This is a genomic window from Paracoccus haematequi, assembly GCF_900631945.1.
Taxonomy (GTDB): domain Bacteria; phylum Pseudomonadota; class Alphaproteobacteria; order Rhodobacterales; family Rhodobacteraceae; genus Paracoccus; species Paracoccus haematequi_A.
In genome coordinates, this window is record NZ_UZWE01000035.1 from 1 (window position 1) to 20,275 (window position 20,275).

21 protein-coding genes, 1 tRNA gene and 1 pseudogene are annotated in these 20,275 nt (G+C 64.8%); 5 read left to right on the forward strand and 18 right to left on the reverse strand.

Translation table 11 applies throughout. The features are described from left to right. Window positions 1-63: 63 nt before the first annotated feature. The 5 genes from PARHAE_RS12310 to PARHAE_RS12330 all read right to left on the reverse strand — a co-directional run bounded on the left by PARHAE_RS12310 (window position 64) and on the right by PARHAE_RS12330 (window position 3,728). On the reverse strand, window positions 64-219 hold the full coding sequence (locus PARHAE_RS12310; RefSeq protein ID WP_420899405.1) for a recombinase family protein: 156 nt from the start codon (window positions 217-219) through the stop codon (window positions 64-66). Between the two features lie 381 nt (window positions 220-600). Continuing rightward, complete coding sequence (locus PARHAE_RS12315) at window positions 601-1,914, reverse strand: tyrosine-type recombinase/integrase (RefSeq protein ID WP_126154915.1); 1,314 nt, start codon at window positions 1,912-1,914, stop codon at window positions 601-603. Window positions 1,915-2,133: 219 nt separating this feature from the next. Then, window positions 2,134-2,616, reverse strand: coding sequence for a hypothetical protein (locus PARHAE_RS12320; protein ID WP_126154916.1), 483 nt, complete (start codon window positions 2,614-2,616; stop codon window positions 2,134-2,136). Window positions 2,617-2,833: 217 nt separating this feature from the next. After that, window positions 2,834-3,112, reverse strand: coding sequence for a transposase (locus PARHAE_RS22130; RefSeq protein ID WP_126154944.1), 279 nt, complete (start codon window positions 3,110-3,112; stop codon window positions 2,834-2,836). Window positions 3,113-3,176: 64 nt separating this feature from the next. Further along, a complete protein-coding gene (locus PARHAE_RS12330) occupies window positions 3,177-3,728 on the reverse strand; it encodes an IS630 family transposase (RefSeq protein ID WP_277600677.1) in 552 nt (183 codons plus the stop codon). A gap of 18 nt (window positions 3,729-3,746) precedes the next feature. On the opposite strand from PARHAE_RS12330, the gene tnpA reads away from it, so the two are divergent. The 3 genes and pseudogenes from tnpA to tnpC all read left to right on the forward strand — a co-directional run. Next, a complete protein-coding gene (gene tnpA / locus PARHAE_RS12335; RefSeq protein ID WP_241232796.1) occupies window positions 3,747-4,079 on the forward strand; it encodes an IS66-like element accessory protein TnpA in 333 nt (110 codons plus the stop codon). Window positions 4,080-4,093: 14 nt separating this feature from the next. Next, on the forward strand, window positions 4,094-4,426 hold the full coding sequence (gene tnpB, locus PARHAE_RS12340) for an IS66 family insertion sequence element accessory protein TnpB (protein WP_206436943.1): 333 nt from the start codon (window positions 4,094-4,096) through the stop codon (window positions 4,424-4,426). A 54-nt stretch (window positions 4,427-4,480) separates the two neighbouring features. Next, a pseudogene (gene tnpC, locus PARHAE_RS12345) lies at window positions 4,481-5,386 on the forward strand (IS66 family transposase); the annotation flags it as partial. On the opposite strand, the gene PARHAE_RS12350 reads toward tnpC, so the two are convergent. Both PARHAE_RS12350 and PARHAE_RS12355 read right to left on the reverse strand, forming a co-directional pair. Then, window positions 5,334-7,559, reverse strand: coding sequence for a hypothetical protein (locus tag PARHAE_RS12350; RefSeq protein ID WP_126154918.1), 2,226 nt, complete (start codon window positions 7,557-7,559; stop codon window positions 5,334-5,336). The pseudogene tnpC and the gene PARHAE_RS12350 sit on opposite strands and share 53 nt — an antisense overlap. Before the next feature lie 1,002 nt (window positions 7,560-8,561). Continuing rightward, window positions 8,562-9,047 carry an HNH endonuclease gene (locus PARHAE_RS12355; RefSeq protein WP_126154919.1) on the reverse strand — a complete coding sequence of 162 codons (486 nt, stop codon included), beginning with the start codon at window positions 9,045-9,047 and terminating at the stop codon, window positions 8,562-8,564. 358 nt (window positions 9,048-9,405) lie between these two features. Here PARHAE_RS12355 and PARHAE_RS12360 point away from each other — a divergent pair, with 358 nt between their 5' ends. Continuing rightward, window positions 9,406-9,804, forward strand: coding sequence for a helix-turn-helix domain-containing protein (locus tag PARHAE_RS12360; RefSeq protein ID WP_126154920.1), 399 nt, complete (start codon window positions 9,406-9,408; stop codon window positions 9,802-9,804). Between the two features lie 229 nt (window positions 9,805-10,033). Here PARHAE_RS12360 and PARHAE_RS12365 read toward each other — a convergent pair whose 3' ends face one another. The 11 genes from PARHAE_RS12365 to PARHAE_RS12415 form a co-directional block, all read right to left on the reverse strand. Continuing rightward, entirely contained in the window at window positions 10,034-10,258 is a 225-nt protein-coding gene (locus tag PARHAE_RS12365) for a helix-turn-helix transcriptional regulator (RefSeq protein WP_126154921.1), read from the reverse strand. Between the two features lie 227 nt (window positions 10,259-10,485). After that, window positions 10,486-10,561: transfer RNA gene (locus PARHAE_RS12370), tRNA-Phe, on the reverse strand. Window positions 10,562-10,598: 37 nt separating this feature from the next. Beyond that, window positions 10,599-10,802 carry a DNA gyrase inhibitor YacG gene (locus PARHAE_RS12375; RefSeq protein ID WP_126154922.1) on the reverse strand — a complete coding sequence of 68 codons (204 nt, stop codon included), beginning with the start codon at window positions 10,800-10,802 and terminating at the stop codon, window positions 10,599-10,601. Continuing rightward, window positions 10,802-11,854: a ribonuclease E/G gene (locus tag PARHAE_RS12380; protein ID WP_126154923.1), complete on the reverse strand. Its 1,053-nt coding sequence runs from the start codon at window positions 11,852-11,854 to the stop codon at window positions 10,802-10,804. The genes PARHAE_RS12375 and PARHAE_RS12380 overlap by 1 nt, the downstream gene beginning before the upstream one ends. Beyond that, the gene (locus PARHAE_RS12385; RefSeq protein ID WP_126154924.1) at window positions 11,851-12,459 is read right to left on the reverse strand and encodes a Maf family protein; all 609 of its coding nucleotides are present in this window, start codon (window positions 12,457-12,459) and stop codon (window positions 11,851-11,853) included. Before PARHAE_RS12385 ends, PARHAE_RS12380 begins: the two co-directional genes overlap by 4 nt. A 28-nt stretch (window positions 12,460-12,487) precedes the next feature. Further along, window positions 12,488-12,706, reverse strand: a complete 219-nt coding sequence (infA, locus tag PARHAE_RS12390) for a translation initiation factor IF-1 (RefSeq protein WP_036636451.1) — start codon at window positions 12,704-12,706, stop codon at window positions 12,488-12,490. A gap of 86 nt (window positions 12,707-12,792) precedes the next feature. Then, window positions 12,793-13,830, reverse strand: a complete 1,038-nt coding sequence (locus PARHAE_RS12395) for a FliM/FliN family flagellar motor C-terminal domain-containing protein (protein ID WP_126154925.1) — start codon at window positions 13,828-13,830, stop codon at window positions 12,793-12,795. Window positions 13,831-13,917: 87 nt separating this feature from the next. After that, window positions 13,918-16,578 (reverse strand): ATP-binding protein, encoded by a 2,661-nt coding sequence (locus PARHAE_RS12400; protein ID WP_126154926.1) that lies wholly within the window; start codon window positions 16,576-16,578, stop codon window positions 13,918-13,920. Further along, window positions 16,568-16,855 carry a hypothetical protein gene (locus PARHAE_RS12405; RefSeq protein WP_206436944.1) on the reverse strand — a complete coding sequence of 96 codons (288 nt, stop codon included), beginning with the start codon at window positions 16,853-16,855 and terminating at the stop codon, window positions 16,568-16,570. Before PARHAE_RS12405 ends, PARHAE_RS12400 begins: the two co-directional genes overlap by 11 nt. Window positions 16,856-16,864: 9 nt before the next feature. After that, a complete protein-coding gene (locus PARHAE_RS12410; RefSeq protein WP_241232794.1) occupies window positions 16,865-17,221 on the reverse strand; it encodes a response regulator transcription factor in 357 nt (118 codons plus the stop codon). 67 nt (window positions 17,222-17,288) lie between these two features. After that, window positions 17,289-18,545 carry a helix-turn-helix transcriptional regulator gene (locus PARHAE_RS12415; RefSeq protein WP_126154927.1) on the reverse strand — a complete coding sequence of 419 codons (1,257 nt, stop codon included), beginning with the start codon at window positions 18,543-18,545 and terminating at the stop codon, window positions 17,289-17,291. A 175-nt stretch (window positions 18,546-18,720) separates the two neighbouring features. Between PARHAE_RS12415 and PARHAE_RS12420 the strand changes: the two genes are divergently transcribed. Next, the gene (locus tag PARHAE_RS12420) at window positions 18,721-20,118 is read left to right on the forward strand and encodes a helix-turn-helix domain-containing protein (RefSeq protein ID WP_126154928.1); all 1,398 of its coding nucleotides are present in this window, start codon (window positions 18,721-18,723) and stop codon (window positions 20,116-20,118) included. Window positions 20,119-20,275: the final 157 nt, after the last annotated feature.

Consider the following 20,275-nt stretch of genomic DNA (forward strand, 5'->3'; position numbering starts at 1 on the left):
CCCCGCATAAGATACGTCGTTAACGACGTCGCTATGCACGTGTCTTAGCCGATCACCCCACGCTCAGGCAGGCGGTGGCAACCGGGCGGTTACGACCGAACTCACCTGTTCCTGGAAGAGCTTAGTGCAGCCTGCCGCAGTCAGTTCCCGAAGCTGGGCCTCAAAGCCTGCCACCTGCTCAAGCGTGCTGGTCCGGGCATATCCGACGATTGCCGTCATGGTCGATCTCCTGCCAATAAGATGTAAGACGTTCGGAGCGACGGACTGCCAAATGGCGAAACCCACTCCATTGACAGCTCAAATTGACAAACCCTGACAGAGTCACAGGGGCAGGACCTATTGGCAGGTCAGCAGCAGCGGTGGCGCAATCTTTGGAATAGGTATGACGCCGGGCGGCAAGTTGCCCCTTTTGAAATTAGAAGGGACCCGTAAGAGGGGGTCATGGGTCAGCAAATACGACTTCAAAAAGGTCGGTTATTAATACGCTGTTATTGTTCTTCATTATGGCTTTGCGTGTTTTAAGAAGGCGCTTTGAGCCTCTCCTCCGCCTTTGTCAGTTGCTCTGTCCATCCCTGGTTAAGAAGAAGCAGGAGCGTTACATCAAGCAGCCCTTGGGATAGAAGGGTGAGCATCCGCGCCGGTCCACCCCGCATACCGCAGTTTGCTGAGTGCTTCAGCTTTGCGCGGCAGAGAGGTTCCGCCAGAGTAGACGCCATAGGTCATTGTCTGCTTCTCGTGCCCCACAATGTCAGCGACGATGCCCTCAGAAACCTCAGCGTTTTCTAGGATCGTGACCACGGTCTTTCGGATGCTGTGGAAGACATGCTTTGGACCAAAGCCTTCGGCAATCTTGAGCTTCCCAAAGCGCTTGCCAATGGCACTGGACCGGCTCCCATACTTGTTTTCGGTATCAAGGCCCGAGAGCACATAGCCATCGCTGCTCTGCTGGACTAGCCGCGCCAGCGTCGGTGCCAGTTCCGCATGGATTGGCACTTCCCGTTCTCCCTTGCGGGTCTTGGCCTCCACGATCTGGATATAGCCCTCGTAAACATCGGAAACCCTGAGGCTGCACAATTCCTCAATCCGACAGCCGGTCCACATACCCAGGCGAATGAGGTCCGCAAGCTGATGGTCCGGCTTGCGCTTGCTCTCTGCCGCCCTCAGCAGCCCCAGAACCTGAGCATCGGTGAAGGGCTCCCAACTGCCTGTGCTATCTGTCTTAGCGCGTTTCTTGCGGTCACCTGAGAGCACGTTCAGGAAGGGGTTGTCTTCGCGCTCCATGAGTTCGGCATCCTGCATGAACTGCCAGTATGTCCGAAGGGCTGTGAGCTTCCGCTTTATGGTAGCGTGCTGCACGCCCCGTCCCTCGAGCTCCACAATCCAACGCTTGACCGCCTTCTGCGTGATCTTGTCTGTCGTGGGGAAGCTCTTGGCGAACTCTAGGACGTCCGAACGCCGCATATCAGCCGTTTTGACTTCCACCCTTTGCTTCTGAACATTCACGAATGCGTCCAGATGCTCGGTGGTCAGGATGAACTCTGATCGGACGAGGCCAGGAAGCGCCGCAGCATGGTTGGGATTGACGCGAGCCAGCTTGGCGGCCTGTTCCGCAAGAATATCATCATAGTCCATGCGGAGTTCTGGGTCGGCTGCGGCCTTCTGATAGTCTTGACGCCATTCCAGAACGGTTGCCATGAAATCTGCGCTGAGCGGCGAAGTCCCTGTCCGATATGCCTCGAACTCAGCTTTATATTTGGCTGCCAGCGGCTTGGCCCTGATCACGGCAGTCGAACGGCTGTCGGTCCTGAGAGACTGCACGATGCGCTTCTTGCCGTCGTAATAGGGCCTTAACTTCTCAGGCACCTCAATCTCAAAATACCAGCCCCGTCTCCGTTGATTGACATAGTCTGCCACAGGCCATCCCCCACACGCTTACCCCACACGAATGCATCGAAAAACGCAGTTATTCAAGGGTTTTAGTGGGTTATGCCTGCTCAGGTTCGCCTCCCCTCGGCTCCACCAGTCTATCAAAATCATTACAAAACAAGTAGTTAGCGGAAATTCTCTGCCATGCTGCCTGCCTCATTCTGCCCAGGTTTTTGAGGGGACAGCATCACGCCATCCCCTGCCGACTCACACCCGGCTCACCTTGATAAGCCCGGCCTTCATGGCTGCCCGATAAGTCACCTCCCCGTGCCCCGGAAGGGTCATCAGGATGCCGCCCCCGTCGCGCCGATGCCGGATGCCTGCCGCGGCCAGCGCCTCGGCCACGGCCTCAGGGTCGATCTGGTCCAAGGCTTCGCGGTAGCTGGTCGCCAGCCGGTCAAAGCCCGATGCGTCATTGTGCATCATCAGGTCACGAACGGCCTTTTGCATGTCCCGGTGCAGGCGCTGGTCGCTGCCCACGAACTCATCGAACAGCTCAAGGTCATGGACCCCAGCGCCCTCTAGGCGGCTGCTGATAGCGCCGTGGAAGCCGTCATAGACTTGCTGCACCTGTTGGGCGATCTTCGCCGGTTCCTGCCCAGACTGCTGCGCTAGGCGCTCGATGACACGCTGGTCAATCTCGCCCGTTTCCGCGACAGCGTTGATTGCCGCAACCTGGGCGCCCGGCATGGTGCTGTTGATTAGCGCGGTGATGGCCGTCTCCGCTTCATCGGATACGGGAGTTCGGGCTGGCTGTCGAGCGTGGGCGAATCTATGATGCTCTGCGGGCTCTATACGAAATCAGGATGGCAGCAATTAGGTGAGAGTGAACCGGTCGTCACGCGCGGCCGCCCAGCGGGGGAGCATTAACCGGCGTCAAGACGGCCGCCAACTAATACCAACGGCCCTAAGCATTGACGGCTTTTGCACGTGTAGCAATTGATCGGACGCACTCGAGGTCGTTTGCAAAGTCGTTCCAGGCTTCGCAGCATCGGTCAACGATGGCGTCGTAAGTGTCGAAGACGGAGAAGGCGAGGCGGTTTGCCCGCAAGTAGGCCCAGATGGTCTCGACCGGGTTCAGCTCTGGCGCATAGGGCGGGAGCGTCACGATGGTGATGTTGTCGGGGATACGCAGAGCGCTGGAGCCACGCCAACCTTCTTGCCGCAGCCTTTCTCTGAAGGTTATGGGCCACTCAAGACACCCAGTCTTCCAGACTGAATCCTGTCGCGCCCGCTAGAGCGCGTTGCGTTTAATCGGTTTCATATCCGGCGGCTTTGAAGAAATTGTAGCATTCCTCATCGGTGAAAAGATCGCAGACCTGCCCGACAGCGTGCCAGAGAGCCTCGTAGGTTCGCGCGGCGGCTCTCCGGATCAGGGCCTTGAGCTTTGCGAAGGCCATCTCGATCGGGTTCAGATCCGGACTGTAGGGAGGCAAGAACAAGAACCACGCGCCAACGGCGTTCATGGTCGCCGCTGCCTTGGGGCTCTTATGCGATGACAGGTTGTCCAGAATGATCACATCGCCGGGTCGCAGTGTCGGTGCCAGTTGGGTTTCGACATAGAGTTCGAACAGTTCGCGGTTCATGGCACCATTGATCACCCAGGGCGCATCCAGCCGGTCATGGCGCAGGGCAGCGATGAAGGTCTGGGTGTTCCGTAAGCGGCGTTTGAACCCCACGTTGCTTGGCTGACGCGCTGCTGCGAAGTCCTTTCCATCGGTTGATGGGGACTGCGTTTCGCAATGTGTGCCAAGACTTCGTTTCTCACTTCCTTGGGTGTCGAGATATATGCCTCCGGCCATCGCCGGTGGCCGGATGAGGTGAAGGCTCGGGTTGTCGCCGACACACTGGAGCCGGGTGCCACGGTGAACGCGGTGGCGGATCGCTATGACGTGCAGCCGAACCAGCTGTCTGCGTGGCGGCGGTTGGCCAAGCAGGGCAAGCTGGTGCTGCCAGCTATAGCACCTGACGCGCCGGTTTTTGCGCCGCTGGTGGTTTGCGATCCGGCGCCAGCACCCCCTTCCTGCGACAGGCGGCCGGCTGAAGAGCAGATCCGGATCGTAATCGGCGAGGTGAGGCTCGAGCTGGCCGCGGACACGCCTGCGGTTCGGCTGGCCGAGATCGTTCGTGCTCTTGGAGCCGCCGGATGCTGATGCCGTCTCAGGGCATGCGGATCCTGGTGGCGACCAAGCCGGTGGACTTCAGGAAGGGGCATGACGGGTTAGCGGCGCTGGCGCAGTCGATGCTGGCGGAAGACCCCTTCACCGGCACGATCTTCGTGTTCCGCTCGAAGCGCGCCGACCGGCTGAAGATCCTGTTCTGGGACGGCAGCGGCCTGGTGATGGCTTACAAGCGCCTCGAGGCCGACAGCTTCACCTGGCCCGCTGTCCGGGACGGCGCCCTGACCTTGAGCCGAATACAGTTCGAGGCGCTTTTTGCTGGCCTCGACTGGCGGCGGGTCCGGCCTCTGGAGATTCCGAAGCCGGACCTTGCGGAATGACTTAAACCACAGAAAAGACGAGCAATATCAGGTTGACCGGGCTATGATCGCGACATGTCTGCAGTCCCGTCCATCGACCTCTCTGTCATCCCCGAAAGCCAGCATGCAGCTGTGCTGGCGGTGCTGCGCGAACGGGATGCGTTGCGGGAAAGCAACCGGCGGCTGGAGCATCTGATCGCTGAGCTGAACCAGGTCGTGCATGGCAAACGCTCGGAGAAGCTGAACGACGACGAGCGCCAGCTGGCTTTCGAGGATCTCGAAGCTGCCGTTGCCGAGGCCGAGACCCGGCAGGATGCGGAGGCTCGGCCCTGCACGCCTTCGCGCCGGGCTGCCCGCCGCAATCGCGGGCATCTTCCGGAAAGCCTGCCGCGCGTCGAGCAGGTCATCGAACCGGACAGCCTGCTCTGTCCGTGTGGCTGCGGTGAGATGCACCGTATCGGCGAAGACCGGACCGAGCGGCTGGACATCGTGCCGGCACAGCTGCGGGTCATCGTCACCGTCCGGCCCAAATATGCGTGCCGCCGGTGTGGCGAGGGGGTGTCTCAGGCACCGGCGCCCGCACACCTGATCGAGGGCGGCCTGCCCACCGAGGGCGCCCTCGCATATGTCCTGGTCAGCAAATACGCGGACCATCTGCCATTGTATCGCCAGAGCCAGATCCTCGCCCGGGCCGGGGTCGAGCTGCATCGCAGCACGCTGGCCGATTGGGTCGGCAGCGCCGCCTTCCACCTCGGTCCGGTGGTCGATCGACTGGCCGAGCACCTGAAGACGTCGACCAAACTGTTCATGGACGAGACACCGGCCCCTGTGCTCGACCCCGGCCGGGGGCGGACGAAGACGGGCTATCTCTGGGCCCTGGCGCGCGATGACCGCTCATGGGGCGGGGGAGATCCGCCTGGTGTGGTCTTCACCTATGCGCCGGACCGTGGGGGCGAGAATGCAGAGCGCATTCTGCAGGGTCGGGATCGACCATGTCGGTAGCCGAGGCCTTCACAAGCAGCTCCATCGCCGCCCGCAGAGTCGATGGCGACGGGATCCGGTCACGCGCTTCGACTGCGGCGATCAGATCGTCTGCCATGCGCGCCTCGAGCCAGGTGAACAGCTCATGCGGCAGCGCGCTTCCGGCCGTGCGGAGCCGTTCCAAGCGGAGCGTCAAGGCCGTGATCTGACGCTCCGCAGCCGTCAGCAGGGCTGTGTGCAGTTCGCGCGCTACCTCAAGGACCTTTGCCCGCCATTCACCCCTGATCCCCCGGTCGAGAAGATCATGCGCGCGTCCCGTTCCTAGCAACGCCACAACCCCGGCTACAGGCCCAAGGATCAGCGCGCCCGCAGGGCCCAAGACCACCAGGCCCAGGATCGCCCCCCCGGCCTGTCCTGCGCCGGCCAGACCGCCACGGATGGTCAGGTCGATGACTAGCCATGCGGGCAAATCCTCAACCGGGATCTGTCCTGTCCACGCCTTGTGGGCTGCGCGAACCCCACCGATGATCGTCGCATAGAGCGGCACAGGCACTTCCGCCAATCCGGCGGCTGCCTCAAGCGATCGGTCCACGAGGCTCTGGACATGATCGAGGTCGAAGCCGCTTGCGGTCGTCACCATTGGCGCCCAAGGCTCATCCAACGCTCGGGCCTGTGCGGCCAGATCAGTATCGGCGATGACCGGAACGTCGGGGTATTTTGCGAAATGGTCTTGCAGCAACGAGATGCTGGTGCCGCATTTGACTTGGACCGGAACGCCGTCAACGATCAGGTCGTAACCAGGCATTGTGGCACTCTCGGGCAAGACTACGTCGTGACCCTCTTCGATCAGCTGCGCCATGACCAGCTGCTCGGCGCTGTAGCCCCGCAGCGCAACCCGGGCACCCTGAGAGGCGAAGTTCTCGACATGAACCGCAACATCTAGCGGCGTGTCGAACTCGGTCACTCGCGAGAAATCAACGGCAGCCAGCACTGCCGGATCGACCGCGGCCGCGTGATAGAGCATGTCGCCCGCAGTCAGACCTGCAACCAGAGCGGTGTCTTGGCGGTCGGTGCTTTTCTCGACAGCGATGCGCGCACCCCAGAGACCGGGCGCCTCCGCTGATGTGGGAGGAATGCTCGTAGACATAGCAGCGCTGATTGTCTCGGCTAGGCCGCGAACTGCCTTGCGCTGCTTGCCGTTGAGATGACGCAACTCGGTGTCCGGCATTCGGTGAAGCCCTCGAAACGCGTCTAAGAGCGCGGCCATCCCGTTATCCGCACCCTGACCGCGCACTGCCAAAAGGATCGCGACCCTCGCGGCGGCAACCCCGCGGGCGGCGCTGGCCCGGCCGCTGATTGCCAAATAGCCAAGGGCCGCGCTGCCGGCGATGACTGTCACGGGATTAATCATCACGAACAGTAGCGATGTGAGCGTCGGTCCGGCAACGAAAGGGATCACGGCAGACAGCTTGGCAGCGGCGATATAGGGCGCAAAGCCCACCGATCCAATCGCGCTGGCCATTGCGGCCCATCCGCCGCCGGCAAGGACCGTAGCCGAGATTGCTTGCTGCCCTTTGCGAATGGCCGCCCCAACCTCTGGGTCCAACTCACCCCGGACGCTTGCCGCCGCAAGGCCCTCCATCATGACCATCATCTCATGTGCGATGACATCTGGGAAAGTCACAGCCGCCCGCGCGCGCCTGCGGGCGCCCGTCGCACGGCGCAGCAGCAGCCGTCCCGACCGACCCATAAACGACAGCTCGGCGTCCGTCCTTGCCTGCTGCGCGTTGGCCACGGCGGGGGCGAGGATTTCAGAGGCGCGGACGGCGATGGCGGCGGTTTCCTCCTTCAAGGCTCGGGATGAAAGAGGATACAGATCCTGCAGCCCCAGGCCCTGCTTTACGGCGAACCACAGCCCTGCCCGCAGCGCATCCGTCGAAAGCGGCCCGTCCATCAGGTCCTTGGCGAAGGCGGTCACACGATCAGCGCCCTGCTTGTCGTCAGAGACAAGCTTTCGCCGGGCGGCCTCGCCCATGGCGCCTACAATTTTCGAAAGCCGGGCGGCGTTCAGGAGAGCCAAGAGGCCACAGATTTCCTGGCGAGACGCGTCGCCCAGACCGGCGGCGATGTGGCGGGGAGAGGGAGCGGCCTGCTGGCAGATCATGTTCGGCATCTTAGAAGCCTATCTACTGGGTCCAACGCAGGGAACCCCTGCTATGTGGAGATGGCTCCTGATTTTGACCGAAGCTTGCTTCGCCCCATCAGCGACATTCCCCTGGCAATCTCGCTACGGTGAGCATGAGCGGCTGGTTTCGGGAAGCCAAGCTGTGGCGCCACCGCTCTCCGGACTGGCCGCTTTGGGCCGAGCCGCCCGCTGCACACCCAATCCGCGCTACCATGCTGCGGCTTGCCTGAATGTCTCTGTTGGGCTCAAAGCCACCGGCCCTAATGTGGAGGACGTCGGGGGCAACCCGACGCACGCAAATGACACCAGGCGCCTTGCTGTCCTCCACGCTTTCGATCCTGAAGGCGAGGACATCAGGCCATTCAGAGTCAGCCATCGTAGTGTAGTCGAACAGATCCGATTAAAGGCTCACTGCCACGACAGCTGAGGTGCATCTGCTGCAGGGTTCGTGGTGTAGCGGCGGTCCGACGCAGGCGCTGTATGGACCGAGCTCCAGGATATACGATAATGGTCATTGCCCCCTATGACTGATCTTATTGAACCAGGTCTTCTGCGGCCAAGGCAGTGCATCGCTCGATGAGACTGCGGTCGCCATCGCCTAGAGGCCTTGCCATGCATGATGAGCGGCTTGGATCCCATCGTCCGCACCATTCTTTACGACAAGACTGGATGTGGTTTGGACGTTTCCCTGAAAGCCGATTTCGATCCGCATCTTGTCCGCACCACAGCTCATCACGCGGTTCGGCTCACCGCAAAAACCTGTTTCTCAGGTCCGAAATGTCGCATCTGCGTTAAGTCCGGCCCACAGGTTCAGCAAAACCAAGGGTATTCTGTGCAAGTCGTGTTAACTTTCAGCACCTCGTGACATGCAGATCTTTCCACACGGCAGCTGGACAATTAACAAATGCAGCCAAAATTACGGGAAATCTTACCCTTGTGGAGAGAGTTAGCCGTCGGAAGGTAACTTTTTCCGCGGCCATGTTAACTCGCCTACGCAGACAAGCGACGCTGTGTAGCTTGTCTTTCCCGGGCGCGGCGCTGCAGACGAGTAATGGCAGCGGCCGCCTCGTCCATGGTTTCAAATGCGCCGAGGTTGATCGTGACGCCCTGCACGGCGACCATCGCTTCAAAGGATGTGCCCACCTTCCAGACGTCCATGCAGGTCGTCGTCTGGCGCCGAGGTGCGCGGTATTGCCTCTTCTGGCTACGCTCACCCTCGCGCAGGTTTGCCCAGCGGTTGTCGCCATGATCGCCATTGATGTGCTCGACGTTCCAGCGCGGCATTACACCGGTCATCCAGAGCCAGGCCAGCCGGTGCAGCAGATGGCTCTGGCGGTCGATGGACACTTTCAGAAAGCCGCGGCTATCATGGACGGTGCCAGCAGTTCTTCCTTTTCGCCGTCCCTTGGCGAATGTGAAGACTCCTGTCTCGGGGTCGTAGTTAAGCACCTGGCGCAGGCGGTTTTGAGTCAACATTATTCATCCCAATAGCTCAAGGTTACCAATGGCATATGGGGATCCGCTGCCGCCGCGCCGAGCGGGAGGAGCCGAATCCAGATGCATTTCTGGATATCGAAGCTGATTGGCGCCGAGTTTCCGCCCACGGAAGAGGCATCATGTCCTTCTTAAATCCCACCACGTGTTACTTGGCAGGAAGGCGGAGGGTTCGGGCGCCCCGATCCGGCTGGGGATGGAGGCACCCCCATCGACTTTAGCTGTTTCTTCTAAGACTTCGGTCCCTCGCAAACCTCATGCTGCATCATGCGAGTCCCCACCCGACCGCACAGGTGCTCTCAGGTAGGTAGGTCATGTAAACAACCAGATGAGACTGCGCATGACCAATCCCTACCAGAACACCGAAACCGCCAAGCTGATCGCCGGCCGCATCCGTGACCTGTCGCATCGCAAGACCCAGGCGGAGATCGCCAGCGAAGCAGGTTTCGCGAATGCGAACATGATGACCTTCCTGAAGAACGGGCGTAACAAGGTGCCCCTGGACCGTGTGCCTTCGCTTGCGAAGGCCTTGGAGGTCGATCCGGCTTACCTGATGCGTCTGACTCTCGATCAGGCGGTGGGGGCAACGGCGGCGAAGGCGATCACCGAGATCTTCGGCACGCCGGCCACCGAAAACGAACGTGGCTGGCTGAGCGAGATCCGTGATGCATCTGACAACACTGACCCCAGGCTGACCGCACGGTCGCGGGCGATGCTGCGCGGGATCTTCGGCAAGTAGAACAGGTCTTGGATCTCTCTCTTCTTGGCCGACTCGATCATAGGGGCAGCTGACGATGAACGAGAAGGCATGGATCGAGCTCATCGGGATGATCACCGACACAGAGACCTCAGGGTCATCCCAAGTTCTGTGCGGGCATTGCGCGAGTTCCAGGACGCGGGATGAGTCGCCCGGCATGGAGAGGTCAGCCATTCCCTGAACCGGAGTGGCTGACTTCTCGACATCAACCTTAGGCTGCCATGCTCAAGCCGACGCTGAACACAAAGCACGCCTGTAGCTGGCTCTCATGCTCAATGAGATCAGACATGCGCCAACGGGTGCAGTTAGGACCGACACGCACTGGCGCAGGAAATTCGCCGTCGCGCTTCCAGCGCCAGATGCTGTCAGTCGAAACGCCGTAGCGTTCGGCTACCTGACCGACGGACAAGTAAACAGCCGTGGATGATGCGGTCATGTATATCGCTCCTGAGTCTCGTTGGATAGGGACAGCTACTCAGGATATACGGCGGTCACTCGAAAGATGTTCATGGGATGGGATGCGAGACAACCCGGCTTGTCGGCATAGGTCGTTACTTCGCCTACCAAGAACATTATGTAGCCCAGACGTAGCCCAGAAATGACGCTCCTCCTGCATCTAGGGGAGCCAACACCAATACTTACTTGTATTTTCTGGAAGTTTTATGGTGCCCGGAGGCGGATTCGAACCACCGACACGCGGATTTTCAATCCGCTGCTCTACCAACTGAGCTATCCGGGCACTTGGCGCGCCGTTTGGCGCGTGGTGTGGGCGGTGTTTACGGGCGCTTGGGGCGGCTGTCCAGCCCCTCGGCGTGGTTTTTTTCGTCCGCGCCCTGATCCGAGGACAGATCGTCCTGCGGCTGGCCGGGGATGACATAGGCGCCGCGCAGCCAGCGGGCCAGGTCGACATCGGCACAGCGTTTCGAACAGAACGGGCGATAAGCAGGGACGCCGGGCTTGTCGCAGATCGGGCAGGCCATCAGCCGCGCCTCCGTGCCAGGCGGTGCAGCGGGATGCGGTCGCGTTTGCGGTTGATCTCGTAAAGGCCCATGGTGGTCCAGCCGATCAGCGATGTTTCGGCGCTTTCGCCCTTGAAGGCGGCGCGCAGCACCTGGTCCAGCGTGGCGCGGTCGCGCTTGGGGATCGGGGCGAAATCGACGACCACCTGCCCGCCCAAGCCTCGCAGGCGCAACTGGCGCGGCAGGTCGCGGGCCAGGGCGATATTGGCCTTCAGCGCGGCGGCGGGGCTGCCGTCCTGGCCGGTGTTCACGTCGATGGCCAGCAGGGCGCGGGTCGGCTCGATCACCGCCAGCGCCCCGCCGCCGGGCAGGGGCACGTCGGGCGACAGCAGGGCATCCACCGCCTCCAGCACGCCGCAGCGGTCGAAGCTGCCCTCGCCCTCCTCGACCATGTCGGGTTCGGGGTCGGCCCAATCCATCCAGGCCTGCTCGTGCGGCGAAGCCGCACCCAGCAGCAGTTCGGGCGCCCCCGCCTGTTCGCCCGCGACCTTGGCGGACAGGTCCAGAAGGCTGCGCAGTTCCTCGGCGATCTCCTTGCCCGGGGCCTGGGCGCAGAGGCTGCGGAAGATGATGCCGGTTCCGTCGGGCGGGGCGGCGCCGTCGCCGAGCGCGGTCAGGTCCGCGCGCAGATCCGCATCGCGGATGCGGCGAGAGACGTTGATGCCGGGCGCGCCGGGCGTCACCAGCACATGCCGGCCCCGGAACACGATGCGCGAGGTGACGGGGATCGCCTTGCCCTCGTCCGCCACGCCCGTCACCTGGACCAGCAGGGACTGGCCTTCGCGCAGGCCGGATCGGTCGCGCAGATAGCCGCGCTGACCCTCGGGCAGGCGCATGAAGACGCCGCCCTGCCCCTTCATCAGGCGTTCGACCACGCCCCGGCAGATGTCGCCGGGCACCAGCGGGGCCAGCAGATTGGCATCGACCAGCAGGTCGGTCAGAACGCCGTCCTCGATCAGGGCGGCGGCCTCGGCCCCGAACAACTGGCCCAGGATGACCTGACGTCCCTTCATGGGCGGGCTTCCTTCATGGTTATGCCACAGGCGGCCAGCATGGCGGCGGTCTCGGACAGGGGCAGGCCGACGACGGATGAGAACGACCCCTGGATCCAGGGAATGAAGGCGGCGGCCGCCCCCTGGATCGCATAGCCGCCCGCCTTTCCCTGCCAGTCGCCGATATCGAGATAGGCTTGCAATTCGGCGGCGCCGATCGGGCGCATCCGCACGGTGGTTTCCACCAGGCGATCGCGCGTCGTATCGCCGTATCGCAAGGCGACAGCGGTCAGGACGCGGTGGCGCCGCCCCGACATCAGGCGCATGAACGCGGCGGCCTGATCGCGGGATTCGGGCTTGCCGAGGATTCGGCGACCCACCGCGACGGTGGTATCGGCACACAGCAGAACCTCGCCAGGGCCAAGATCGAAGGCCTGGGCCTTGGCCAGGGCGATCCGTCGCACGTAATCGCGCGCCATTTCGCCCTTGATCGGGGTTTCATCGATATCGGCGCTGCGAATGTCATCGGGAACGATGCCGATCTGCGCCAGAAGATCCAGGCGGCGCGGACTGGCCGAGCCCAGGATCAGACGCGGGCGCGATGCGGCCGGGGCGCGCGCGGTCATCGCGGCACCCTCCTGTCGGAAGGCCGCGTCACTTGAAGCGGTAATTGATCCGTCCCTTGGACAGGTCATAGGTGTTCATTTCCACCTGCACCTTGTCGCCGGCAAGGACGCGGATGCGGTTCTTGCGCATCTTTCCTGCCATATGCGCAATGATCTCATGGCCGTTTTCCAGCTCGACCCTGAACGTCGCATTCGGCAGGAGTTCCTTCACGACGCCGGGGAATTCGAGCATTTCTTCCTTGGCCATGTTCACTCCATCCTGATCGCCCCGCCTGATTCGGGACCGGGGTTAAATGCGACCCCAACGCCCGGATTTCAAGTGTAAAGAGCATTTCACGCCCCCAGGCCGCGCACCGCCACGACCTCTGCCTCCGGTGCGGCGCGGAACGGGTCGTTGTCGGCCAGATCGGCGGGCGGCGGCGCGACGGACGGGGAAGCGGGGTCCAGCCGCGGCGGCGCAACGGTTCCGGCCGCGTCATGCAGCCGGAGGGCATGGCAGCCCTCGGCCTCGCCCAGCTTGCCGGTGGCCAGCAGTTGGCCGTCCGGCGTCTCCAGCCGGGCTTCGGCCAGGGTGACGCGCGGCAGGGCCATCAACTTGCCCGGAACCAGGGCGCGCAATTCGCCCAGGGTCATGGTCCGGCGGCAGAGGATGCCCACCACCTCGACCGGGGCCTCGGCCATGGCGCGGGCTAGCGTCTGGACCTGGGCGGCCTCGGGCTGGGGCGCGGAGCCTGCGGGGGCTGCGGCCCGTGCGGCGGGTTGCGGCAGGGCCGGGCGCGCGTCGGGCTTGTGGGGGACGGCGATCAGAATCCGGCCGTCGCGGGTTTCCGCGCCGCCGAAGCGCAGGTCGAAGGACAGGCTGCGATAAGGCCGATCCTCCAGCATCAGCATCAGCGGGCGCGGATCGTCCAGATGGGTCGCATAGCGATAGCCGTGGATCGGCCCGAAGCCGTCCACCGCCGCCATTTCCGTTCCCAGTTCGGACATCAGCGCATTGACGAAATCGACGCAGATCGCCGCGTCGCTGCGGGTCAGGCGGCGGCGTTCGGCGGGCCGCCCGGTAATCCGGCCCAAAGCCTGAACCTCGATCAAGGCGGTGACGGTCTCGAACCCCAGGGCCATCATGCCGATCTGGTCGCCCGGCCCTTGCAGCACGATCAGCAGCGACGGGTCGGGCAGCAGTTCCGGCAGATCCGCCAGGGTCGCGATGCCGGGCCTGATCTCGACCGGCAGGACGGGCATCCGGTACAGCCGTTCGGCCGCGCGCCCCACCGCATTGGCCGCGGCACGGGCGGGCGACAGGGGCTGAGGCTGGGGAATGCGTCCGGGCCTGTCCGAATCGCCCTTGCGCACCCGCAGCAGCGTTTTCAACAGTCCCGCCTGACCAGATTGCGCCATGATCGCCCCGAATCGCCCTTGCTTGACCTGCACTGTGGCAAGAAGCGGTTGAGAAAGGGTTTATGCCTGCCGCAACCCGGCATTCACCGGCACCGGGGGCCGACGCGGCAGCACGATGCGGAAGGCCGCGCCGCCTTGGCCGGGCAGATAGGTGATCTCTCCCCCCAGGTTGGCCATGATCTCTTTGCAGATCGCCAGGCCCAGGCCCGCGCCCCCTGCCCGCGCCGGGTCGTTCAGGCGGGCGAATTTTTCGAAGATCAGGGCTTGGCGCGCGGTCTCGATCCCCGAGCCGTTGTCGATGATGTCGATCTGCGCGCCGCCGCGCAGGGTCCGGCGCACCCGGATCGTCAGGACGGGCGGTTCGGCGTCGCAATACTTGCGCGCGTTGCTGATGACGTTGATCAGCACCTGCAACAGCCGGTCAGCATCGGTAATGACGCCCACATATTCGGACAGGGGCTCTCGTTCCACCCGGAAGACCCGTTCGGGACGCGTGGCCGAGGCCGCCGAGAGCGCCCGTTCGATCAGGTCGTGCAGGTTCGCGGGCGTGACCGACAGCTGCGCCTGGCCGCTTTCCAGGACCGACAGATCCAGCAGGTCGTCCAGCAGCCGGGTCAGGCGGCCGGATTCGTCATAGATGATCCCGGCAAAGCGGTCGCGGTCGGCGGGGGACAGATCCGGCGTGCGCAGGATTTCCGAAAACGCCCGGACCGAGGTCATGGGCGTGCGCAGTTCATGGCTGATCTGGCCCAGGAAGGCGTCCTTCTGGACCGACAGGGCGGTCAGCTTGTCATTGGCCTCTTGCAGCTGCCGGGCGGTGCGCGCCAGTTCGGCGCGGGCGTTTTCCAGGCGCTGCGTTTCCTCCTTGGCGCGCCGCGCCTCGGTCGCGACCTGCATCAGATCCGAGACGGTCAGTTCGGACCCACCCGCCACGCTGTCGATCATCGCGTGGGCGGTGGCCGCGCCGATGGATCCGGCCAGGCGCCGTTCCAGCCGGGTCAGAAAGCGCGGCGTCAGGTCGGGCAGATAGCCGGACTTGCCCTGGAACGCGGCCTCGGACTGGAAGAAGCGCAGCGCATCCTCGGCCCCCCAGACGCGGCGGGCCATGACCAGCAGCGGCTCGGCCTGGTCGGACCCGCGCGCCACGCGGCTGTGGCGGACCGGATCGACGGCGCTGACGAAGGACAGGCCTTGCAGGCGTTCGACTGGATCGGGCATCCCGAAGATCGACATGGCGATGAAGGCCAGCGTGTTCAGCGTCAGCGACAGGAAGATCGCGAAGGCCAGCGGATCGACGCCCGGCGGCAGCGCGGGCGGCGACCCGATCCCGACCGAGGGCAGGAAGATCAGCGCCAGCCACAGCAGGAACCCGGTGCCCACCCCGGCATAGGCGCCATGCCGGTTGGCGCCGCGCCACAGCAGGCCGCCGATCATCGCGGGCAGCACCTGCGCCATGCCCGTGAACGCCACCAACCCCATCGAGGCCAGCGTCGCCGCCCCCCCCGACGCCCGGTAATAGACCCAGCCCACCGCCATCACCGCCAGGATCGCCAGCCGCCGGGCGTTCAGGACGAAGCCGCGCAGATCCTCGGGGTCGCCCGACTGCGGCTTGCGGCGCAGCATCAGCCACAAGGGCGTCAGCCAGTGGTTCGAAATCATGGTGGACAGGGCGATGGTGCAGACCACCACCATGGATGTCGCCGCCGAAAAGCCGCCCAGGAACACCAGGAAGGCCAGCCAGTTCTGGCCCGCATGGGCGGGCAGCGTCAGCACATACAGGTCCGGGTTGGCGTCGGGGGGCAGAAGCTGCCGTCCCATCACCGCGATGGGCAGCACGAACAGCGACATGGCGAACAGATAGGCCGGAAAGGCCCAGCCGGCGACGGCCAGCCGATCTTCGTCCGCGGCCTCGACCACCAGAACCTGGAACATGCGCGGCAGGGCGATGATCGCCGCGCCGGACACGATGATCAGCGCCGTCCAACGGTCAGGTTTCAAAATCCAGCCGTCATGTCCGGGGCTTGAGGCCGTTTCCTCGATCCGGTCGAGCATGTCTCCGGGACCGTCCGCCAGCCCCCAGACGACAAAGATGCCAAGCGCCAGGAAGGCAAGCAGCTTGACCAGGGCCTCAAGCGCGATGGCCGTGACGACACCGTGGTGGCGTTCGTCGGCGGCCAGGTTGCGGGTGCCGAAGACGATGGTGAACAGCGCCAGCCCCGCCGCCACCCACAGCGCCGTGCCGCCGCTGCCGCCCATCGGGATGTCGGCCAGGCTGTCGGTGGCGAAGACCTCGAAGGACAGGCTGACGGATTGCAGTTGCAGCGCGACATAAGGTGTGGCGGCGATCACCGCGATCAGCGTGACCAGGGCCGCCAGCCGGTTCGACTTGCCGAACCGGGCCGAGACGAGATCGGCGATCGAGGTGACATGGTGCATCCGCGCCACCCGGACCAACCGCCGCAGCACCCACCAGGCCCCGGTAAAGACGATCGTCGGCCCCAGATAGATGGTGGCGAATTCCAGCCCCGACCGGCTGGCATAGCCGACCGCGCCATAGAACGTCCAGGCCGAGCAATAGACCGACAGAGACAGCGTATAGACCGCCGGATGATCCAGCCACCCCGCCTTGCCCCGCGACGCCGCGCGGTCGGCGGCGAAGGCCACGCCGAACATCAGCGCGACATAGGCCAGGCAGCCCGCGACAAGCGCCTCAAAGGGCATGGTCGTCCTCCGGGGACGCGGCGATGGCCTGGCGGGCGCGCAGCGTCGCGGCATCGGCCCGCCGCAGCGCGCGGTGCAGCGCCCAGACGGCGGCGATCAACCCGGCCCACAGGCCGAACAGCCAGACCGCGCCCGCCGCGAAGCTGACCTGGGCGGGCACCCACCAGACCGGGGCCAGCACCAGGATCGCGGCCAGCACCGGCAGCACGCGGGCCGCATCGCCCAGCCGCCTGCGCCGGAACGAGGCGCGTTCGAGAAACAGCGGCCGGTCGGGCACGGCGCAGCCTCAGACCAGCATCCGGCGCACCATCGCGCGCAGGTCGTTATTGGCGAAGGGCTTGGCCAGCACCGCATCGGCCTGAGGCATCTCCAGCCCGGCCTGCCCGCGCGCGGTCAGCATCAGCACCGGAGTCGCCGCCAGGCTGGGATCGTGATCGCCGCGCAGTTCGGCCAGAATCTCGGTCCCCGAACGGTGCGGCAGCATCACGTCCAGGATCACCAGACGCGGCTTGGCCCCCCGGATCGCCTCGATCCCGCCCAGGCCGTCGCCATGCAGCGCGACTTGCCAGCCTTCGCGCGACAGGATGAACCGCACCGCCTCGGCGATGTTGGGTTCATCCTCGATCATCAGGATGTCGAGCATTCGGCGAATGGTCCCCCCATTTCCCACGATAATGTGACGGCCGGGCGGGTGCTGTCAAAGCCTGTGTTCAGGCCGTCAGCAGGATCGAGGGTTCGCGCCGTGCCGCGCATTCGGCGCGCGGGCAGATCCGGCAGGCCGGTCCGATCGGCAGGGCGGGACGGGCAGGCGCCCCCGCCTCCTCGGGCAGGATCAACATCTGCGCGCGCGTCAGGACCGGCCCGTCGGTGCCCAGCGGCTGATGGCGGGTCGCCAGCGACAGGGTGCGGAACCTGCGGCCGGACGGCGCTTCGACCAGATGGGCGATGGCGGTCTGCGGCGTCGCAAGCGCCTGGAACAGCGGCCATAGCGGGCAGGCGTCGCCCGGCCGGGGCAGCGGAAAGCCAAGGCTGGGACGGCGCAGCGTCAGCGCGCCCGATCCGTCGCAGACCAGCAGGCCCGCGGCTTCGAACCCGACCGGCTTCAGCGCGGCCAGGCGGCGCATCACCAGATCCAGCGGCTGGCCCAGACGCTGAGCCATCCGCAGCGGATCGGGATCCCGTGCCGCCACGGCCAGGGCGGCATCCGGCAGGGCCGCGCGCTCTTCCTCCATTCGGAGCAGATGCGCGCGGGCCAGGGCGCGCCCCGCGTCCGAGGCCAGATCGCTGGCGTCCTCGACCGGGGGGGCACCGGCGGCAAGCCAGGCCTCGACTTCCTCCTGCGGGGTGAAGATGGCGTCCTGCGCCTCGAAGCTGTCCAGATAGGCGACCAGTGCCTGCGCGGTATTCGACAGGCGCAGGCTGTCTGCATCCAGGTTGGCATGGAACCGCGCCCGCCAGTCGGGCGGGATCTCGCCCCCTTCCGCCAGGATCGAGGCCGTGGACCGGACCGAGGTCACCGCCGACAAAACCTCGTGCAGGGTGGCCAGCAGATAGGGATCCTGCCGCATCCGGTCCGACAGCGTGACAAGCTGGCGTTCCAACGCATCGGCGCGCCGCGCGGTGGCGATCAGCCCGGCGGCCCAGCCCGGAAAGCGGGCCAGCAGTTCGGGGGCCTGGTCCAGTTCGGGGGCCACGTCGTCGGGCAGACGCACCGCCGCCTCGCGCAGGGCGGCGATCTGGGCTTCTTCCCGGCCCTCGGCCAGTTCGGCGGCCGAAACCTCCAGCGCGGCGGCCAGACGCAGGACCAGGTGATCGCCCACCGGGCGATGGTTGTGTTCGATAAGGTTCAGGTATGCCGCTGAAATCCCGGCGGCCCGCGCCACGTCCGCCTGTCGGCGCGACAGCGCCAGGCGGCGTTCGCGGATTCGGGTTCCGGTCAGGATGCGGTTGCCGTTGCGTTGTTTCATGGCGCGATGAAAACCCGACGCCCGTTCCTGCGCAAGCGGCAACGATATCTTAGCATTCTTGCGTCACCATCCCGCCATGATCCTGACTCGTCCCCTGCCCCCTTCCACCGTCGCGGCCCTTGCCCTGGCCGCTTTGCAAACGCTATGGCAGCTTTTGCAAAGATGGGGGAGCGGGATGGCCACTCAGAAGATCTATGCGGGCACGTCGCTGCGCGAAACGCGGGGACGCAGCGGGCTGACGCAAAAGCGGTTCGCCGAACGGCTGGGGGTGTCCTTGCCCTATCTGTCGCAGATGGAAAACAACCATCGGCCGATTTCGGTCGGGGTGCTGCTGCGGCTGGCGCAGGAATTCGGCGTCGACCTGACAACGCTGGCCGCGGGCGACGCGGAACGCATGGTCATCGACATGCAGGAGGCCTTGGCCGATCCGATCTTCGACGCCGCCCCGCCTTTGGCCGACCTGCGCCTGGCCGCGACCAATGCCCCTGTGCTGGCCCGCGCCTTCCTGGATCTGTACCGCGCCCACCGCCAAGGCCAGGAACGGCTGGCCGCCCTGGACGAGGCGATCGGCGCATCAGGCCAGAACGCCCTGTCCACCCCGTGGGAAGAGGTGCGCGACTTCTTCCATTACTGCGACAATTATATCGACGCGGTGGACCGCGCGGCGGAACGCTTTGCCTGCCCGGCGGGTCAGCGGCTGGATCCGTGGGACGCGGGGGTGGCGGCGCTTGCGCAGCGCGGCATCCGGGTGACGCGGGCCGAACTGCCCGCCAATGCCGTGTTCCGCCGCCTGGGCCAGGACATCCAGGTGAACGCCGCGGCCGAGCGGCCCACGCAACTGTTCCAGCTTCTGCATCTGGTGGCCCTGGAACGGCAATCGGACCTGCTGGACGCGACCCTGGATCTGGCCCGCTTCCGCAGCCAGACCGCGCGGGACGTGGCGCGGGTGGGACTTGCCAACTATTTCGCGGGGGCGGCGCTGATGCCCTATCGCGCCTTCCTGGCCGCCGCCCAGGCCGAGCGTCACGATCTGGAGCGGCTGTCGCATCTGTTCGGCGCCTCGCTGGAACAGGTGGCGCACCGGCTGTCCACGCTGCAACGCCCCGGCGCCAAGGGGGTGCCGTTCTTCTTCGTCCGCGTCGATCAGGCGGGCACCATCACCAAGCGCCATTCCGCCACGCGCCTGCAATTCGCCCGCTTCGGCGGCGCCTGCCCGTTGTGGAACGTCCACCAGGCGTTCGAGCAGCCGGGCCGGTTCCTGCGCCAACTGGCCGAGACGCCGGACGGGATGCGCTATCTGCTGATGTCGCGCGACGTGTCGAAACATGCGGGCGCCTTCAACGCCCCGGTGCGCCGCTTCGCCATTGGCCTGGGCTGCGAGGTGACGCATGCGGGCAGCGTCGTCTATGCCGACGGGCTGGATCTGACCAAGCCGCGCGCCTTCGAACCCATCGGAATTTCCTGCCGGATCTGCCCGCGCCCGGATTGCCACCAGCGGTCGGTTCCGCCCATAGACCGGCCCCTGCGGATACCCGCGGATCGCAACGGACCACTACCCTATGAAATATCCTGAGCGTCCGTTCTACATCTTGTGGCCGGTCGGCGGATTTTCGCCCGCAGGGGCAAGGTTCCGCGCATCGCTGGAACCGTTTTCGTCCGGCATGTTGCCAGGAAGGCACACATGCGATTAACCCCCTTCAAACTGGAACCAGGTCGCCCGATTCAACCGG

Excerpts from the sequence above, each read along its gene's own strand:
- PARHAE_RS12310 (WP_420899405.1), bottom strand. The coding sequence starts at position 219 with ATGACGGCAATCGTCGGATATGCCCGGACCAGCACGCTTGAGCAGGTG.
- PARHAE_RS12320 (WP_126154916.1), bottom strand. The coding sequence starts at position 2,616 with ATGCCGGGCGCCCAGGTTGCGGCAATCAACGCTGTCGCGGAAACGGGC.
- PARHAE_RS12330 (WP_277600677.1), bottom strand. The coding sequence starts at position 3,728 with ATGGCCGGAGGCATATATCTCGACACCCAAGGAAGTGAGAAACGAAGT.
- tnpB (WP_206436943.1), top strand. The coding sequence starts at position 4,094 with ATGCGGATCCTGGTGGCGACCAAGCCGGTGGACTTCAGGAAGGGGCAT.
- PARHAE_RS12350 (WP_126154918.1), bottom strand. The coding sequence starts at position 7,559 with ATGCCGAACATGATCTGCCAGCAGGCCGCTCCCTCTCCCCGCCACATC.
- PARHAE_RS12355 (WP_126154919.1), bottom strand. The coding sequence starts at position 9,047 with ATGTTGACTCAAAACCGCCTGCGCCAGGTGCTTAACTACGACCCCGAG.
- PARHAE_RS12360 (WP_126154920.1), top strand. The coding sequence starts at position 9,406 with ATGACCAATCCCTACCAGAACACCGAAACCGCCAAGCTGATCGCCGGC.
- PARHAE_RS12365 (WP_126154921.1), bottom strand. The coding sequence starts at position 10,258 with ATGACCGCATCATCCACGGCTGTTTACTTGTCCGTCGGTCAGGTAGCC.
- PARHAE_RS12375 (WP_126154922.1), bottom strand. The coding sequence starts at position 10,802 with ATGGCCTGCCCGATCTGCGACAAGCCCGGCGTCCCTGCTTATCGCCCG.
- PARHAE_RS12380 (WP_126154923.1), bottom strand. The coding sequence starts at position 11,854 with ATGAAGGGACGTCAGGTCATCCTGGGCCAGTTGTTCGGGGCCGAGGCC.
- PARHAE_RS12385 (WP_126154924.1), bottom strand. The coding sequence starts at position 12,459 with ATGACCGCGCGCGCCCCGGCCGCATCGCGCCCGCGTCTGATCCTGGGC.
- infA (WP_036636451.1), bottom strand. The coding sequence starts at position 12,706 with ATGGCCAAGGAAGAAATGCTCGAATTCCCCGGCGTCGTGAAGGAACTC.
- PARHAE_RS12400 (WP_126154926.1), bottom strand. The coding sequence starts at position 16,578 with ATGCCCTTTGAGGCGCTTGTCGCGGGCTGCCTGGCCTATGTCGCGCTG.
- PARHAE_RS12410 (WP_241232794.1), bottom strand. The coding sequence starts at position 17,221 with ATGCTCGACATCCTGATGATCGAGGATGAACCCAACATCGCCGAGGCG.
- PARHAE_RS12415 (WP_126154927.1), bottom strand. The coding sequence starts at position 18,545 with ATGAAACAACGCAACGGCAACCGCATCCTGACCGGAACCCGAATCCGC.
- PARHAE_RS12420 (WP_126154928.1), top strand. The coding sequence starts at position 18,721 with ATGGCCACTCAGAAGATCTATGCGGGCACGTCGCTGCGCGAAACGCGG.